Raw genomic sequence first — 14,538 nt, forward strand, 5'->3', positions numbered from 1 at the left:
ATGTTGGCAAGCCCTGGACCCGCTCCGGGGCTTCGTCATGTGAGGGTCACTTGGTCATCGTCTACGGTCTGAAGAATTGCGACACCTGCCGCAAGGCGCTTTCCTGGCTCGGGCAGGAAAAGATCGAGCATCGTTTCGTCGATCTCAGGGCAGACGGCATTTCGAAGAGCGACATCGCGCGCTTCGTGAAGGCGGTCGGGGTCGAGAAGATCGTCAACAAGGCGAGCACGACATGGCGCGGCCTTGCCGACGACGAGAAGGATATTTCGAGCGAGGCGAAGGCCATCGCGCTTCTCGAGGCCAATCCCACGCTCATCAAGCGGCCGGTCTTCGAGGTGGGAAAGACCATCGTCGTGGGCTTTCGCGAGCCTGAGAAGGCCGCCGTGAAGGCGCTAAAGGCATGATCCGCTCGCGCGCACAGGCTCCGCTCTCGCTTCCGATCGAGACGCCGCGCCTTCTGCTGCGCGATTTCCGCAAATCCGATGTTGAGGCCGTGCACGCCTATGCCTCGCTTCCGGAGGTTGCGCGCTTCATGATCTGGGGGCCGAATTCGCCCGCCCAGAGCCGCGAGGCGGTGGACGGCTTTCTGGAAGATCAGGCCGCGCGTCCGCGCATCTATTTCGATCTTGCCATGACGCTCAAGCCGAAGGGGCAGGTCATCGGCGGGGTGGGGCTTCATCTCGTCGACCGCGTGAACCGCACGGGCGATCTCGGCTATGTGCTGCGTCCCGATTGCTGGGGCTATGGGCTCGCGGAAGAAGCGGCCCGCGCGCTCATGGAGGCGGGGTTCATGGAACTGGCCCTTCGCCGCATCGTGGCAAGCTGCGACCAGCGCAACCGCGCATCCGCCCGCGTCATGGAAAAGCTCGGGATGCGGCGCGAAGGCGCCTTCCGCCAGTCGCGGCTCATTCAGGGCGAGTGGCGCGACGAGTATCTCTACGCCATCCTCGCCGAGGAATTCCTCGATTAATCGGCTTCCCTGATTTCCGATCCACGCCGGATCAGGAACTCGACCCATGTGCCCCGGTCGCGGGTCTCGACGAGTTCATGCCCGGCCTCCGCGCAGAAATGCGGGATATCGATGCGCGAGACCGGATCGGTCGTGAATATGCGGACGAGCCTTCCGGGCTCCAGCCTTTCCAGTCGCTTCTTGGCCCGCAGGACCGGGATCGGGCATTTCTGCCCCATCACGTCGAGCAGCACTTCCGGTCCGCACTCTCCATCGATTGCATTTTCAGGGGCGTCGCCCATCGGCATCCTCTCCTCGGGAAGGCCGGGATAATCGCCCCTAAAGCCGCAGCTGTCACGGGGCCTTTTCCACATCTATGGGCTTTCCTTGACCTTGCTGAGCCTTGGCGGGCATAACTGGCCGGCGACGAACAAACGCGAAAAACGTTGGGGAAACTGGAGCGCGGAATGGGCTTTTTCAGGCGGATCAGGAACGAGATCATCTATGTCCGGGCGGCGCTCAGAACCCTGAAGCGGGTCGGCGATATCTACAAGACGCCCGACCGGACCTTCCCCGACATGATCGAGGAGATTGCCCGGACGAAGCCCAATAACGTCGCAATCTATTTCGAAGACCGCAAGATCACCTTCCGCGAGCTCGACGAAGCCGCGAACCGCTATGCGCGCTGGGCCATGGCGCAGGGCGTCGGGCGCGGCGATGTGGTGGCGCTGCTGATGGAGAACCGCGCCGAATATGTCATCGCGTGGCTCGGCGTCATGAAGGCCGGCGCGGCGATGGCGCTCATCAACAGCAATCTGCTGAAGGGTCCGCTCGCGCACAGCCTCAACATTTCCGGTGCGACGCATCTCGTGCTCGGCTCCGAACTCGCGGACGCCTATGCGACGGCGGTCGATCAGCTCGAGCGGTCTTTCACCGTCTGGGCGACGGGCGGTCAGCATGCGGGCATGCAGAATCTCGATGCCGCGCTGGCGCAGCAATCCGGCGAACCGCTGCCCGCCGGCACGCGCAAGGGGCTCACGCTCAACGACAATGGGCTCTTTATCTATACGAGCGGCACGACTGGCAACCCGAAGGCCGCGCGGCTTCCGCATGCGCGCGTGCTGACCATGATGAACGGCTTCTCGGCGGGCGCGAACGCGCAGGAAAGCGACCGCATGTATATCGCCATGCCGCTCTATCATTCGGCGGGCGGCGTCTGCGCCGTGGGCACGACGCTCACGGTCGGCGGCTCGATCATCATTCGCCGCAAGTTTTCCGCGCGTGAGTTCTTCGCCGACTGCCGCAAGTACGACGCGACGATGTTCCAGTATATCGGCGAGCTTTGCCGCTACCTGCTCAATACTGAAAAGCAGCCGAAGGAAAACAGGCACAAGATTCGCCTCGCCATCGGCAACGGCCTGCGCCCTGAAATCTGGCCGGCCTTCCAGAAGCGCTTCAAGGTGCCCCATATTCTCGAATTCTACGGCGCGACCGAAGGCAATGTGGCGCTGATGAATTATGACGGCACGGTGGGCTCGGTGGGCCGCGTCCCGGCCTGGGCGAAGAAGCGTTTCAACGTGGAGTTGGCGCGCTTCGATGTCGAGAACGAAGTGCCGGTGCGCGGAGCAGACGGCTTCTGCATCAAATGCGCGCCGGGCGAGGCGGGCGAGGCGATCGGCAAGATTTCGAACGACCCGAACACGCCCACCGGTCGTTTCGACGGCTATGCGAAGAAGGAAGAAACCGAGAAGAAGATTCTCCGCGACGTCTTCGAAAAGGGCGATGCCTGGTTCCGCACCGGCGACCTTCTGCGGCAGGATGAGCTTGGCTATTTCTACTTCGTCGACCGCATTGGCGACACGTTTCGCTGGAAGGGTGAGAACGTCTCGACCGCCGAAGTCTCGGAGGCGATCTCGGTATTTCCGGGCGTTCAGGAGGCCAATGTCTATGGCGTCCATGTTCCGGGTGCGGATGGCCGCGCGGGCATGGCGACGCTCGTCACCGATACCGGCTTCGATATCGACAGGTTCCAGAAGCACATCGACAAGGAGTTGCCGGAGTATGCGCGCCCGCTCTTCATCCGCATGAGCGAAGGCATGGAGATCACGGGCACTTTCAAGCAGCGGAAGGTCGAGCTTGTGAAGGAGGGCTTCGATCCGCGCGAGATCGGGGATGCGATCTATTTCCGCTCGCCCGTGGACGGCCATTTCGTGCCGGTCGATGCGGCGCTTTACGAGCGCCTCTGCGGCGGCGAGATCAGGCTCTGAACGCAACCGGCTCCAAATGAAAAGGGCGGCTCGCGAGAGCCGCCCTTTTACATTTCCGCAGGCTGCGCTTACTGCGCTGCATCCGTCTTCTTGTCGAGGCCCATGGCGGCGAGGATTTCGGGGCGGATGTTCTCCGTGCCCTTCTTCTCGACATGCTGCGCGACGCGGGCGCCGACTGCCATCATCGCCTGGCCCATGAAGCTCTCGCGGTTTTCCTTCGCCCAGGTGAGCGAGACTTCGCGGTTCTCGTTGAGGTTCTGGAACTTCGGGAAGACGTAGCGCGCCATCAGTTCGTAGGAGCGCTTGGTGTTCTCCCAGTTCGCCCAGTTATGCGCGAGCTGCATGAAGCAGCCGAAGCCGCCCGACTGCTGCTGCAGGCGCTCGATCTGGGCGATTGCGTCGTCCGGCGTACCGATGACCGCCATGCCCGAGGCGATGAGCGCATCGACCGGATCCGTACCATCGGTCGGCGCGAGCGGCAGCGCCGCCACTTCGCGGAAGTAGTAGAGCCACTTCTCGAGGCCGAAGCGCACGTTCTCGCGGGCCTTTTCACGCGTCTCGGCGATGTGCACCGGGCCGACGAGGCGCCAGCCGGAACGGTCGATCGTCTTGCCGTTGTCCTTCGCGGTGTCCTCGCAGATCGCCCAGTTGGTCGAAAGCGCGTTGAAGCCGCCGGCGGAGGTTGCGCCGATGGAGAGAAGGCTGAGGCCGTGACGGCCCGCCGCCGTCGCGCCGGTCGGCGAGACCTGGCTTGCCACCGCGATCTCGACCGAAGGCCGCGACCAGGGCGTCATCTGGAGGCGCGCATTGTTCAGCTCGAACCAGTCCGTCTTCATGTTGACGGTTTCGCCGCGCAGCAGCGGAACGATCGCGTCGAGCGCTTCGTCCATCATGTCGCGCTGCTTCAGCGGGTTGATGCCCATCATGATCGCGTCGGAGGGCAGCGAGCCGGGGCCCACGCCGAGCATGACGCGGCCGCGCGTGATGTGGTCGAGCTGGTTGATGCGGTCGGCGAGCATCAGCGGGTGGTGATAGGGCAGCGACGAGACGCCCGTGCCGAGCTTGATGTTGCGCGTGCGCTCGGCAACGGTCGCGATGAAGAGTTCGGGGCTGGCGATCAGCTCATAGCCCGCCGAGTGGTGCTCGCCGATCCAGGCTTCGTCATAGCCGAGCTGGTCCATCCACTGGATGAGTTCGATGTCGCGTTCCAGCGCGAGCGTGGGGTTTTCATCGAGCGGGTGGAACGGCGCGATGAAGGCGCCGAAGCGCAGTTTCTGTCCAAGCATGTATCTCTCCCTGATAGCGTTTCCGGTTCTTGATTTCTTGTGCCGTGGATCAAAGCGCGGCTTTCCGGCTTTGTCCACTGCGGGTCTTTTCAGGCCTTCTTCTTCAGGCCATTCAGCATGATGTCGATGATCTGGCGGCTGGCGAGGCCGGCATCCGTTTCCGGGTGTTCGGCTGAAAAGGCGGCGATGGTGCTCCATGTGGAGACGATGGCGACAGCGGCCAGTTCCGGCGGCATCTCCTCGCGAAGTTCAGACCTGTTCTGGCCGCGGCGCACGATGTCCGTCACGATGTCGATGACGCTGTCGTTCACGGTCGCGGCGCGTGCGAGCGCGGTCGGCTGATCGATGAATTCGCGCAGCATTTTCCGCATCACCGGCGCATTGCGTTCATAGGCTTCGAGAAAGGCGTCGAGGAAGAACCGGAGCTGTTCCTCCGCCGTGCCGTCATGTCCCGCCAGCTGATCGGCAAGCGACTGTGTGACTTCGTCGTTGAATTCCTGGAGGAGCGCGGCCTTGTTCTCGAAATGGAGGAAGAAGGTCGCCTTGGCGACGCCCGCGCCGCTGCAAATATCCTCGATGGTTACGCTGTCGTAGTCGCGTTCGCTAAAGAGCTGCATCGCCGTGCGGTAGATTTCCCTCCGCGTGCGCTCCTTTTTGCGGGCACGCCGCGTTCCGCCGGCGGGCGCCTCTTCCAGTGCCTCAAGATTGCTAATGGGGCTCTCCCTCCGCCATGCGCACGGCCCGCTTCATGGGTTCTCTCCCGCGCCGTGAGAAACTAGACCGAAGTACATTCTTTGCCAAGGCCGTTTGATCCGCGAGCCATCGGTGCACTGCAGCAAGAACGCCGCTGCGTAAAATCGCGTTGCCCGGTCTAGGGGCTATACCCTAAGACAAAGGCAAAGGGGCATAAGCCCCGGCATATGAAAAGGGAGAGCGGTATGGGACGGGTCAGCGGAAAAGTGGCATTGGTGACGGGTGCGGGCAGCGGCATTGGCCGGGGCGCCGTCCTGGCGCTGGCGGCGGAAGGCGCCTTCGTGGTCGCGACCGATATCGACGACAAGGGCCTCGCCGAGACGGCGGATCAGGTCAAGGCGGCGGGCGGCAAGATCGCCACGCATCATCAGGACGTGACGAGCGAGGCGCGCTGGGCCGAAGTGGTCGAGGCGGTCAAGAAGGAGCAGGGCGCGCTCCATATCCTCGTCAACAATGCCGGTATCGGCATCGGCGCCGACATTTTCACCATGGCCTATGAAGATTGGCGCCGTCAGATGGCGATCAACGTCGATGGCGTCTTTTTCGGCGTAAAGCACGGCATTCCGCTGATCGCGGCGTCGGGTGGCGGCTCGGTCATCAACATTTCTTCTGTGGCTGGCCTTCAGGGCGCGCCGGGCCTTGCGGGCTATTGCGCGACCAAGGGCGCGGTGCGCCTCTTCACCAAGGCCGTCGCGCTCGAATGCGCGCAGGCCAAGATGAATGTGCGCGTGAACTCGGTTCACCCCGGCATCATCGACACGGCGATCTGGCAGAAGATTCCGCAGGGCGGCACCAGCGCGCTGGGGACGGATATCCTCCCCGAAGGCGCGAATGCGGTCGACGCCAATGCAATCGCCCAGATGGCGCCGCTCGCATATGCGGGCCTGCCGTCGGACATCGCGGCGGGCATCGTGTTCCTCGCCTCCGACGAGTCGCGTTACATGACGGGTTCGGAACTCGTCATCGATGGCGGCATCACCGCGCGCTGATCCAAAACGCGTCTTGAGAAATGAAGAAGGCGGAGACTGTTACGCAGTCTCCGCCTTTGTTGCCTCACAAGGGGCGTGCGCGTTCAGTTCGCGACGCGCCAGCTTCCGTCTGGTTGCTGGCAGGCGGTGCCATACGAGTTTTCGTAATGGCCGCCAACGCGAACGGTCGTCCGGTATTCCCGGCAATATTGGCCATAAGAGTCGCGATAGACGGGCGATGTCGGCTCCGCCTGAACCGGCTCGCGGTAATAGGCCGGGCGCGGCACATAGGCCACCGGCGGCGGGTAATAGGCGACGGGCGGCGGCGCGTAATAATAGGGATCGTAATAGCCGGGATAATAGCCCGGGTAATAACCCCAGGCCGGCCCAATGGCGATCGGAAAGCCGATGCCAATGCCGACACTCACATGGCCATGCGCCGAAGCAGGCGCTGCGCCCAGAGTTGCAGCTGCCAGCGCGGATGCGGCAAGCAGTGCCAGCTTTGCCTTACGGGCGACGGTTGTCATGACGCTTCCTCTGCATGAAAGACGGTCATGCATTATACGTCCGTCAGAGGCCTTCCTGTCGGCATCGCCAGATTAAATTTGATCGGCGCGGGCCGCGGATTACGGGCAAATTTCCGTCCTATCCCTTGATGACGAGGAAGCCCGTCCGCGGGAAATGCACCACCACCTCGCCGACGCGCGGGTCCTTGCGCCTGATCGCAATGTGCTGCGCGGAGGAGGAAACGACCTCGCCGACAACCGGGTCGCGGCCGTAATCGTCGGCCATCACCGTCACGCGATCGCCGGGCGCCAAGCCGTTGGGCTCGCCCGCGTCGCGCGATACCTGCTCGGTCGAGCTTGCGGCTTGCGCTATGTCGAGCGCGTCCTCGCGTGAAATCTCGTGCCGCGTGCCGTGGCCTATCGCCCTCACGCGCGCTTCCCAGGCAAGGAGCTTCGGGAACGCCTCGATGAGTTTCGCGCCTGCGGGGCTCGTCCAGCGGATGAAGGCGAGATTGTAATAGGCATTGGCCTCGGCGATGCCGGGCTTGTCGCCCATGAGGAAAGCGCGGCCATCGGCCAACTGGTCTTCGAGCCAGCCGAGCTGGGCGCGGAATTGTTCCGCCATCATGGGAGCGGCCGCTTTCATTGCCTCGATGTCGAAGGGGCGGCCCGTCAGTTTCTCGCGGTCCTTGATGAAAGCCTCGTCGGCGAGCGCCGCGCCGCCACCGAAAATGATGGCCACCGCCGCCTGAAAGAAAACGCGGTCGGTCCACATGCCGATGCCCCATCCGATGCCCCTGTCGCCGCCGACAAAAAGCGAGGGCGTTGGAAAACGCTTTTCGAGCTCGCGGATGATGATCTGCGTGTCGCAATAAATGTCGGCGCCGATCTGCATCACCGGGATCTTGCGATAGCCGCCCGTCAGCGCCACGAGTTCAGGCTTCGGCATGATGACCGGCTCGTCGCAGGCGAACCATTCGAGGCCCTTGAGCCCAAGCACAATGCGCACCTTCTCGGAGAAAGGCGAGATGTCGTATTGATGCAGGATGATCGAGTTGGCTGTGGCGGTCATGGCGTTCCTATTCGAATTCCGTAAAGCGGATGTTCTGCTTCTCGATGCCCTTCAGCACGACGTCGATGCCGCCGGACTTCACCATCCATTCGAGGCGGTGATCGCGATATTCGCGCTTGAAAAGGCCTTGATCGAGAACGCCTGCGATGACTTCCATGCCCGCGATGGAAGCTGCCGCCTCCTTCACCGTCAGCGCGACGCTTTCGCGCGCCCGCGTTCGCGCGAGCCAGCGTCCCAGCGCCGAGCCTTCGTCGGGTCCATTGCCGAAGCCGATGGACGCGTTGACATATGGCACGACCGAGAGATCGCCCCAGCCGAATGACGAGCCGTTGAACCAGTCGCTCTTGCCTAGCTGCCGTTCGAGCCAGGCTTGCAGCTTTTCGGTCTGCTCTGCCGCGCGCTCGCGCAGCGTCTCGGCAAGTGCGCCTTCCGCGCGACGGAACCACGAGATTTCGCCGAGGCCCCAGTTGATCGCCTCATAATGCGTGTCGCAGACGTCCTCGATCATGCGGACGCGGGCGCGTTCCAGCGGCGTCTGCGGAAGCATCGGCGGCGTCGGCCATTTGTCCTCGATATATTCGAGGATGATGGTCGAGTCGAAGATGTGCGCGTTTCCATCGATCAGCAGCGGCACTTCGGCGCGCGGATTGGCCTCGACGAATTCGCCCGCCGCGCCGCCCGCACCGATGCCGCCCGGCACCTTCAACTCGAAGCCGAGCCCCTTTTCCCTGAGCGCGATCTTCACCTTCTGCGCATAGGGCGAAAGCGGATGCTCATAGAGCGTGATCATGATCGTCTCCCCCGGAATGTCGAATGGCCGCGATCATCCGTTCTTGCGCGGCGCCTGTCTACGCGTTCCGGGGATTTGCGGTTCACGCCTTCGTGAGCGTGTTCAGAGGCGACCTTTCGCTTTTGCTATCGCCGCCATCTGGCCAAAGAGAGACGCCGCGTCATTGGGCGTATTGTCGCCGGAAAACTCCTTGTAGAGCGTCGCGACGTTGACGACGATGCGCTCGCCGTCGCCCCAGCTGTCATAGTCCGACATGTCGATATCCTGCGCCGCATCGAAAGCCGAGAGCCCGGCATCATAACGCCGCCGCGCCTCGTTCCTTACATAGACGAGATAGTCGCGGACGGCCTTCACGCCGCGCTTGTCCGTGATGGGGCCGTGGCCGGGCACGACCGTTTCCACATCCATGGCGAGGATGCGGTCGCAGGCTGAAATCCAGTTTTCCACCGGACCTTCCCACATGATCGGATGGCCCTCGATGAAAAGGATGTCGCCCGTAAAGACAACCTTGTCGGCGGGCACGTGAACAAGCGCGTCGCCCGGCGTGTGCGCGGGGCCGACATGCATGATCCTGACGAGCTTGCCGCCGACATGCCGCGTGATCTCGGTCTCGAAGGTCGTCGTCGGGAGCGTCTGCGTCACGCCCTTGAAATCGAACGGACCAAAGGCCTTCTTGATGAAGAGGCCGAGATCGCCGAGCTGCGGCGCGAAATCGAGGAATCCCGCAAGCAGTTGCGGGGGCTCATGCGTCATCGCCTCTTTTGCGAGCTTGTGCGCGATGATCTCCGCGCCCTGACAGCATTCATTGCCGTTGCAGTGGTCGCCATTGTGATGTGTATTCACGACGGTCTTGATCTGCGCCGCCGCCTTCGGCTCCGCCTTTCGCATGGCGGAGAGCATTTCGCGCGTCAGCGGCACGTCGAACAGAGTGTCGACGATGAGAGACTCGCCTCCATCGACGATCAGGCCTGCGTTCGACCAGCCCCAGCCGCCATCCGGCTGAAGCCAGGCATAGCCGCCATTCCCGAGATCGTGCAGGCCCTTCGTGTACTGGAAGCGCGGATTGCCGAGACTCATTCCTCTCCCTCCCTTCGTCATGGCCCGGACGAGCCGGGCCATGACGGCTATTGTGACTCCAGACTCCGTTTGATCTCCTCGAGCGAGTCGCCCTGGATTTCCTTTTCCTCGAGTTCGATCTCGAATGTTTCGAGATAGCGGCAGACGAGCAGATAGACGCCGACGATGATGGCAAGTTCCTGAATGCCTGTATCGCCGAGATGCTTGCGCGCCGCATCGAAAAGCGCCTTGTCGCCCTTCACATGAGCGACGAGATCGTCGGCGAAGGCCAGCGCCGCATTTTCCGCCTCGCTGAAATGCGGGCTCGGAAGTACGCCCGCCGTTGCCGCGATACGCGCTTCGGACATGCCGACATTGCGCGAGACGCGGACATGGTGATGCAGCTCGTAAGCTGAGCCGCAAAGATGACCGACCCGCAGGATGACGAGTTCGCGCAGTTCGTCGTCGAGCGTGCCCTCGTTCAGATATGCGTTGATAAGTGCCATGAAGGGCACGAAGGAGGCGCCGCTTCCCGCGATCATGCGGAAGATGTTGAGCGGCGGCAGGGTCTCGAGAAGCTTGCGGGCTTCTTCCGGCAGGTCTTTCGGATCGGGATAGGGCAGTCGCGCCATGTGTTCAGCTCTTCATTCCGGGCAGTTCGACGCCCTTCGCGGGCGGCGTCTCCTCAATGTCGACGTCGAAATTCTCGAGGAAGCGAGAGGCCATCATGTAGAAGCCGATGGCGATGACGAGTTCCTGAAGCTCCTGATAGGAGAGCCGCTCCTCCAGCGGCTTGAAGGTTGCGTCCGAGGCGCGGACATTCAGCACCACATCGTCGGTGAAGCGCATGACGAGACGTTCCATCTCGTTCCAGACCTTCGCGTCCGGTCCTTCATGGATAGCCCTGATCTTCTCTTCGGACATGCCGAGGCGGCGCGAGATTTCCTCGTGCTGATAGACCTCGTATTTCGCCTTCGACAGCACGCCCACGCGGACGATGGCGATCTCCCGCAGGATCGGGTCGAGCTTGCCATAGATGAGGATCTGGTTGCCGAGCTTCACGAAGCCGTCGAGCATGTCGCCGGCATGGCCCATCATCCTGAAGATGTTGAGCGCGGGCAGCTTCGCATAGGCGTCCCTGGCGCGGCCCTCGGCCTGAGCCGGGTCGAAATACGGAATGCGAGCCAAGTCTGACCTCCCTGATCGAATGACCTTGTTTTTGTTAGGGATAGTTTGGGCGTGAAGTGACGCAGCGTCCAGCGGGAAGCTATGCGGGCCTCGGTCCTCTGCTTGCCCTGACCATATTCGTCGCTACACTCTGGTCCAACGAAAAGACCGGCCGGAAAAGACCGGGCAGACATTTCCGCTTTGGGAGGAGCGCCAATGTTCGATCGCGAGCATATCCATTCGGTTGCCGACATTACGCGCGCGCAGGCCAAGGCCGCGCCGAACGATGTCGCGCAGGTCTTCGATGGCCGCGTGACCACCTATGCCGAGCTTGATCTGCGGGCGAGCCGCGTGGCGCAGGGTCTCATTGCGGAGGGCTGCAAGCCCGGCGCCCGCGTCGGCTTCATCGGCAAGAATTCCGACCGCTATTATGAGATGCTCTATGGCGCGGTGAAGGCGAAGGCCGTTGTCGTCGGCGTCAACTGGCGCCTCGCGCCGCCGGAAGTCGCCTATGTGCTGAACGACGCACGGACGGAGATCGTCTTTGTCGGTGCCGAATTCTACGACGTCATCCAGCAGGTGCTGAGCGAGTGCCCGAGCGTGAAGCGCGTCATTGCGTTCGACGGCGGACGCACGGACTGGATCTCCTTCGACGAATGGCGCGACGGATTTCCGGCCAGCGACCCGATGCTGCCCGCTCACCTCGATGACGATGTGATCCAGCTCTATACGAGCGGCACGACCGGCCATCCCAAGGGCGTGCAGCTCACCAACCGGAATTATCTCGCCACTTTCGAGGCGGGCGAGGCGTCGGGCTGGGCGGACTGGAAGCGCCGCGAGGTTTGCCTCGTCTGCATGCCGCTTTTCCATGTGGCGGGCGTCAATATCGGGCTCATCGGCCATGTGCATGGTACGAAGAACATCATCCTGAAGGATGTCGATCCGCAGCTGATCCTCAAGCTCATCGAGAGCGAGAGGATCAACGTCGCCTTCATGGTGCCGGCGGTCATTCTGTTCCTGCTCCAGCAGCCGAGCATCAAGACGACCGATGTTTCCTCGCTGCGCCAGATTCTCTATGGCGCCTCGCCCATCGCGGAAGATGTGCTGCGGCAGGCGCAATCCACATTCAATGCCGGCTTCGTCCAGCTTTACGGTCTCACCGAAACGACGGGCGGCGCGACCTATCTGCCGCCGGCGGCGCACGACCCGGCAGAGGGCAAGCTGCGCTCATGTGGCATTCCCTATCCCAACATGGAAATCCGCGTCGTCGATGAAAAGGGCGCCGAGGTGCCGCAAGGCGGTGTCGGCGAAATCGTCATCCGTGGCGGCATGGTGATGAAGGGCTACTGGAACAGGCCCGAAGCGACCGAGGACGCTGTGCGCGGCGGCTGGTTCCATTCGGGCGATGCCGGGTATTTCGATGCGGACGGCTATCTCTACATTCACGATCGCGTGAAGGACATGATCGTGTCGGGCGGCGAGAATGTCTATCCGGCTGAAGTCGAGAATGCGTTGTTCGGTCATCCCGCCATTGCCGATGTCGCCGTGATCGGTGTGCCGGACGAGCGCTGGGGCGAGGCGGTGAAGGCATGCGTCGTGCTGAAGCCCGGCGCGAGTGCCGATGTGGCCGACATCATCGCTTTCGCCAAGACGCGCATCGCCGGCTACAAGGTGCCGAAATCCATCGACATCGTGCAGGCCCTTCCGCGCAATCCTTCCGGCAAGATTCTGCGCCGCGAACTCAGGGCTCCCTACTGGGAAGGCCGCGAGCGGATGGTCAACTGACGCCGGAATACGAAGTTTGAATCTGGAGAGAGAACGATGAGCGTTGCCGCTGAAAAGACGGAGCTTCCGCCCTTCAAACCGCTGAAGCAGAAGCCGCCAAAGATCAGGGTCGAGAAGAAGCCCGATGGCACGATCTACGTGTCGTCGGAATATCCCTTGGGCGAGATGAAGCGCTCGACCGTGCACCTGCTCGAAGAGAAGGCGGCTCTGCATCCCGACCGGAACTTCATCGGCGAGCGCGATGCGTCCGGCGCCTGGACCTACATCACCTATGGCGAGGCGAACCGCGCCGCGGACGCCGTTGCGACAGCACTTCTGGCGCGCGGCATGGGGCCGTCGACATCGCTGCTCATCCTTTCGGGCAATTCGATTCCGCATGCCGTGATGGCGCTGGGCGCGATGAAGGCGCGCGTGCCGGTCGCGCCCGTTAGCGTTCCCTATTCGCTGATGAGCACCGATTTCTCGAAGCTGCGCCATGTGTTCGAGTTGACGCGACCGCGCATGATCTTCGCGCAGCAGGGCGCGATGTTCGAGCGCGCACTCAGGGCGCTCGATCTTTCGAGCGTCGATGTCGTGAGTTGCGACGGTGTCGAGGAAGGCGCCGCGAGTTTTCATTACGACGCGATGATCGCGACGCCTGTTGATGCTGCCGCCGTCAAGGCCTCAATGGACAGGATCGACCATGACACGGTGGCGAAATATCTCTTCACCTCCGGTTCGACCGGCATGCCGAAAGGCGCGATCCAGACCCATCGCATGATCATGGCGCTGATCGCCGCGCAGGAAGCGTTGCGCACCGAGGAGCCAAATCCCGACGAGATTCCCCAGAGCCTCGAATGGATGCCGTGGAACCACATCTCGGCGGGCAATATCAGCTTCAACGGCAATCTTGCTGCGGGCGGCACGGTGCATCTCGATGCGGGCAAGCCGGTCCCCGGTCTTTTCGAACAGACGATCCGCAATCTGCGCGACGTCTCTCCGCGCGTCTTCGGCTCGGCGCCCGTCGCCTTCGCCATGCTCGCCGATGCGATGGAGAAGGATGCGACGCTGCGCGAAAACTTCTTCCGCAATCTCGAATTCATGAGCTATGGCGGCGCGACCCTGTCGAGCGATCTTTATGACCGCATGCAGGCGCTCGCCATTGCGGAGACGGGTCATCGCATTCCCTTCACAACGATGTATGGCGCCACGGAGACGCAGGGCATCACGGTCGTCCATTGGGTGACCGAGCGCGTCGGACTCATCGGTCTGCCGCTGCCGGGCATCACGCTGAAGCTCGTGCCGAACGGCACCAAGCTCGAAGTGCGCGTGAAGGGCCCGACGATAACGCCGGGTTACCTCAACGATCCGAAAAAGACGGCGGAGGCCTTTGACGAGGAGGGCTACTACGCGCTGGGCGACGCTGCGCGTTTCCTCGACGCGGAGCGCCCGGAAGAGGGCATCGTTTTCGATGGCCGCGTGACGGAAGACTTCAAGCTGTCGTCAGGCACCTGGGTGTCGACCGGCACGCTGCGCGCCGATGTCGTGGCGGCCTGCTCGCCGCTCGTTCAGGACGCGGTCGTCTGTGGTCTCGACAAGCCCTACATCTCGCTTCTCGCCTGGCCGAACATCGCAGCGGCGAAGGCCGTGGCGGGACTTCATGACAGCGCCACGCCGCAGGAAGTCGTTTCGCATCCGAAGGTCGTCGCGCATATCCGCGAGGCGCTTCAGCGCCACAACAAGGCGGGCGGCGGTTCGTCGACGCGCATCTCGCGCATTCACCTGATGATCGAACCGCCTTCCATCGATGGCCACGAGATCACCGACAAGGGCTACGTCAACCAGCGCGCGACGCTCGATCGTCGCGCCCATCTCGTCGAAAGGCTATACCTCGACGAGGCGCCGGAGGATGTGATCGTCGTTTGACGTCTTTCCATTTCTTCACAGTGGCCGGGCTTGA

At 62.7% G+C, this 14,538-nt stretch carries 15 protein-coding genes; 6 read left to right on the top strand and 9 right to left on the bottom strand.

What is annotated here, in order from left to right:
* The first annotated feature begins 50 nt into the window (after positions 1-50).
* Both ABFC66_RS16310 and ABFC66_RS16315 read left to right on the top strand, forming a co-directional pair.
* A complete protein-coding gene (locus ABFC66_RS16310) occupies positions 51-404 on the top strand; it encodes a Spx/MgsR family RNA polymerase-binding regulatory protein (RefSeq protein WP_346742029.1) in 354 nt (117 codons plus the stop codon).
* Positions 401-970, top strand: coding sequence for a GNAT family protein (locus ABFC66_RS16315; RefSeq protein WP_346742030.1), 570 nt, complete (start codon positions 401-403; stop codon positions 968-970). Before ABFC66_RS16310 ends, ABFC66_RS16315 begins: the two co-directional genes overlap by 4 nt.
* Here the strand turns inward: ABFC66_RS16315 and ABFC66_RS16320 are convergent.
* Positions 967-1,251, bottom strand: a complete 285-nt coding sequence (locus tag ABFC66_RS16320) for a sulfurtransferase TusA family protein (RefSeq protein ID WP_346742031.1) — start codon at positions 1,249-1,251, stop codon at positions 967-969. The genes ABFC66_RS16315 and ABFC66_RS16320 overlap by 4 nt on opposite strands.
* Before the next feature lie 165 nt (positions 1,252-1,416).
* Here ABFC66_RS16320 and ABFC66_RS16325 point away from each other — a divergent pair, with 165 nt between their 5' ends.
* Entirely contained in the window at positions 1,417-3,216 is a 1,800-nt protein-coding gene (locus tag ABFC66_RS16325; RefSeq protein WP_346742032.1) for a long-chain-acyl-CoA synthetase, read from the top strand.
* A 68-nt stretch (positions 3,217-3,284) separates the two neighbouring features.
* Here the strand turns inward: ABFC66_RS16325 and ABFC66_RS16330 are convergent, their stop codons facing one another.
* Together ABFC66_RS16330 and ABFC66_RS16335 are read right to left on the bottom strand one after the other, a co-directional pair.
* Entirely contained in the window at positions 3,285-4,502 is a 1,218-nt protein-coding gene (locus ABFC66_RS16330; RefSeq protein WP_346742033.1) for an LLM class flavin-dependent oxidoreductase, read from the bottom strand.
* Positions 4,503-4,591: 89 nt separating this feature from the next.
* Positions 4,592-5,215 carry a TetR/AcrR family transcriptional regulator gene (locus ABFC66_RS16335; RefSeq protein WP_346742069.1) on the bottom strand — a complete coding sequence of 208 codons (624 nt, stop codon included), beginning with the start codon at positions 5,213-5,215 and terminating at the stop codon, positions 4,592-4,594.
* 225 nt (positions 5,216-5,440) lie between these two features.
* Here ABFC66_RS16335 and ABFC66_RS16340 point away from each other — a divergent pair, with 225 nt between their 5' ends.
* Positions 5,441-6,244 (top strand): SDR family oxidoreductase, encoded by an 804-nt coding sequence (locus ABFC66_RS16340; RefSeq protein ID WP_346742034.1) that lies wholly within the window; start codon positions 5,441-5,443, stop codon positions 6,242-6,244.
* A gap of 83 nt (positions 6,245-6,327) precedes the next feature.
* Here the strand turns inward: ABFC66_RS16340 and ABFC66_RS16345 are convergent, their stop codons facing one another.
* The 6 genes from ABFC66_RS16345 to ABFC66_RS16370 all read right to left on the bottom strand — a co-directional run bounded on the left by ABFC66_RS16345 (position 6,328) and on the right by ABFC66_RS16370 (position 10,835).
* The gene (locus ABFC66_RS16345; protein ID WP_346742035.1) at positions 6,328-6,750 is read right to left on the bottom strand and encodes a hypothetical protein; all 423 of its coding nucleotides are present in this window, start codon (positions 6,748-6,750) and stop codon (positions 6,328-6,330) included.
* 118 nt (positions 6,751-6,868) lie between these two features.
* The gene (locus tag ABFC66_RS16350; protein WP_346742036.1) at positions 6,869-7,801 is read right to left on the bottom strand and encodes a glutathione S-transferase family protein; all 933 of its coding nucleotides are present in this window, start codon (positions 7,799-7,801) and stop codon (positions 6,869-6,871) included.
* 7 nt (positions 7,802-7,808) lie between these two features.
* Entirely contained in the window at positions 7,809-8,591 is a 783-nt protein-coding gene (locus tag ABFC66_RS16355) for a glutathione S-transferase family protein (protein WP_346742037.1), read from the bottom strand.
* 102 nt (positions 8,592-8,693) lie between these two features.
* The gene (locus ABFC66_RS16360; RefSeq protein ID WP_346742038.1) at positions 8,694-9,668 is read right to left on the bottom strand and encodes an MBL fold metallo-hydrolase; all 975 of its coding nucleotides are present in this window, start codon (positions 9,666-9,668) and stop codon (positions 8,694-8,696) included.
* Between the two features lie 47 nt (positions 9,669-9,715).
* A complete protein-coding gene (locus ABFC66_RS16365) occupies positions 9,716-10,279 on the bottom strand; it encodes a carboxymuconolactone decarboxylase family protein (RefSeq protein WP_346742039.1) in 564 nt (187 codons plus the stop codon).
* Between the two features lie 4 nt (positions 10,280-10,283).
* Positions 10,284-10,835, bottom strand: coding sequence for a carboxymuconolactone decarboxylase family protein (locus ABFC66_RS16370; RefSeq protein ID WP_346742040.1), 552 nt, complete (start codon positions 10,833-10,835; stop codon positions 10,284-10,286).
* 195 nt (positions 10,836-11,030) lie between these two features.
* Between ABFC66_RS16370 and ABFC66_RS16375 the strand changes: the two genes are divergently transcribed.
* Both ABFC66_RS16375 and ABFC66_RS16380 read left to right on the top strand, forming a co-directional pair.
* Positions 11,031-12,599 carry a fatty acid--CoA ligase gene (locus ABFC66_RS16375; RefSeq protein ID WP_346742041.1) on the top strand — a complete coding sequence of 523 codons (1,569 nt, stop codon included), beginning with the start codon at positions 11,031-11,033 and terminating at the stop codon, positions 12,597-12,599.
* Between the two features lie 36 nt (positions 12,600-12,635).
* A complete protein-coding gene (locus tag ABFC66_RS16380) occupies positions 12,636-14,504 on the top strand; it encodes an AMP-binding protein (protein WP_346742042.1) in 1,869 nt (622 codons plus the stop codon).
* Positions 14,505-14,538 lie beyond the last annotated feature (34 nt).

Source organism: Parvibaculum sp. (assembly GCF_039680535.1).
Lineage (GTDB): Bacteria > Pseudomonadota > Alphaproteobacteria > Parvibaculales > Parvibaculaceae > Parvibaculum.

Coding starts and splice junctions, on each gene's coding strand:
- ABFC66_RS16330 (WP_346742033.1), bottom strand. CDS start 4,502: ATGCTTGGACAGAAACTGCGCTTCGGCGCCTTCATCGCGCCGTTCCAC.
- ABFC66_RS16315 (WP_346742030.1), top strand. CDS start 401: ATGATCCGCTCGCGCGCACAGGCTCCGCTCTCGCTTCCGATCGAGACG.
- ABFC66_RS16365 (WP_346742039.1), bottom strand. CDS start 10,279: ATGGCGCGACTGCCCTATCCCGATCCGAAAGACCTGCCGGAAGAAGCC.
- ABFC66_RS16380 (WP_346742042.1), top strand. CDS start 12,636: ATGAGCGTTGCCGCTGAAAAGACGGAGCTTCCGCCCTTCAAACCGCTG.
- ABFC66_RS16320 (WP_346742031.1), bottom strand. CDS start 1,251: ATGGGCGACGCCCCTGAAAATGCAATCGATGGAGAGTGCGGACCGGAA.
- ABFC66_RS16345 (WP_346742035.1), bottom strand. CDS start 6,750: ATGACAACCGTCGCCCGTAAGGCAAAGCTGGCACTGCTTGCCGCATCC.
- ABFC66_RS16360 (WP_346742038.1), bottom strand. CDS start 9,668: ATGAGTCTCGGCAATCCGCGCTTCCAGTACACGAAGGGCCTGCACGAT.
- ABFC66_RS16350 (WP_346742036.1), bottom strand. CDS start 7,801: ATGACCGCCACAGCCAACTCGATCATCCTGCATCAATACGACATCTCG.
- ABFC66_RS16375 (WP_346742041.1), top strand. CDS start 11,031: ATGTTCGATCGCGAGCATATCCATTCGGTTGCCGACATTACGCGCGCG.
- ABFC66_RS16325 (WP_346742032.1), top strand. CDS start 1,417: ATGGGCTTTTTCAGGCGGATCAGGAACGAGATCATCTATGTCCGGGCG.
- ABFC66_RS16355 (WP_346742037.1), bottom strand. CDS start 8,591: ATGATCACGCTCTATGAGCATCCGCTTTCGCCCTATGCGCAGAAGGTG.
- ABFC66_RS16340 (WP_346742034.1), top strand. CDS start 5,441: ATGGGACGGGTCAGCGGAAAAGTGGCATTGGTGACGGGTGCGGGCAGC.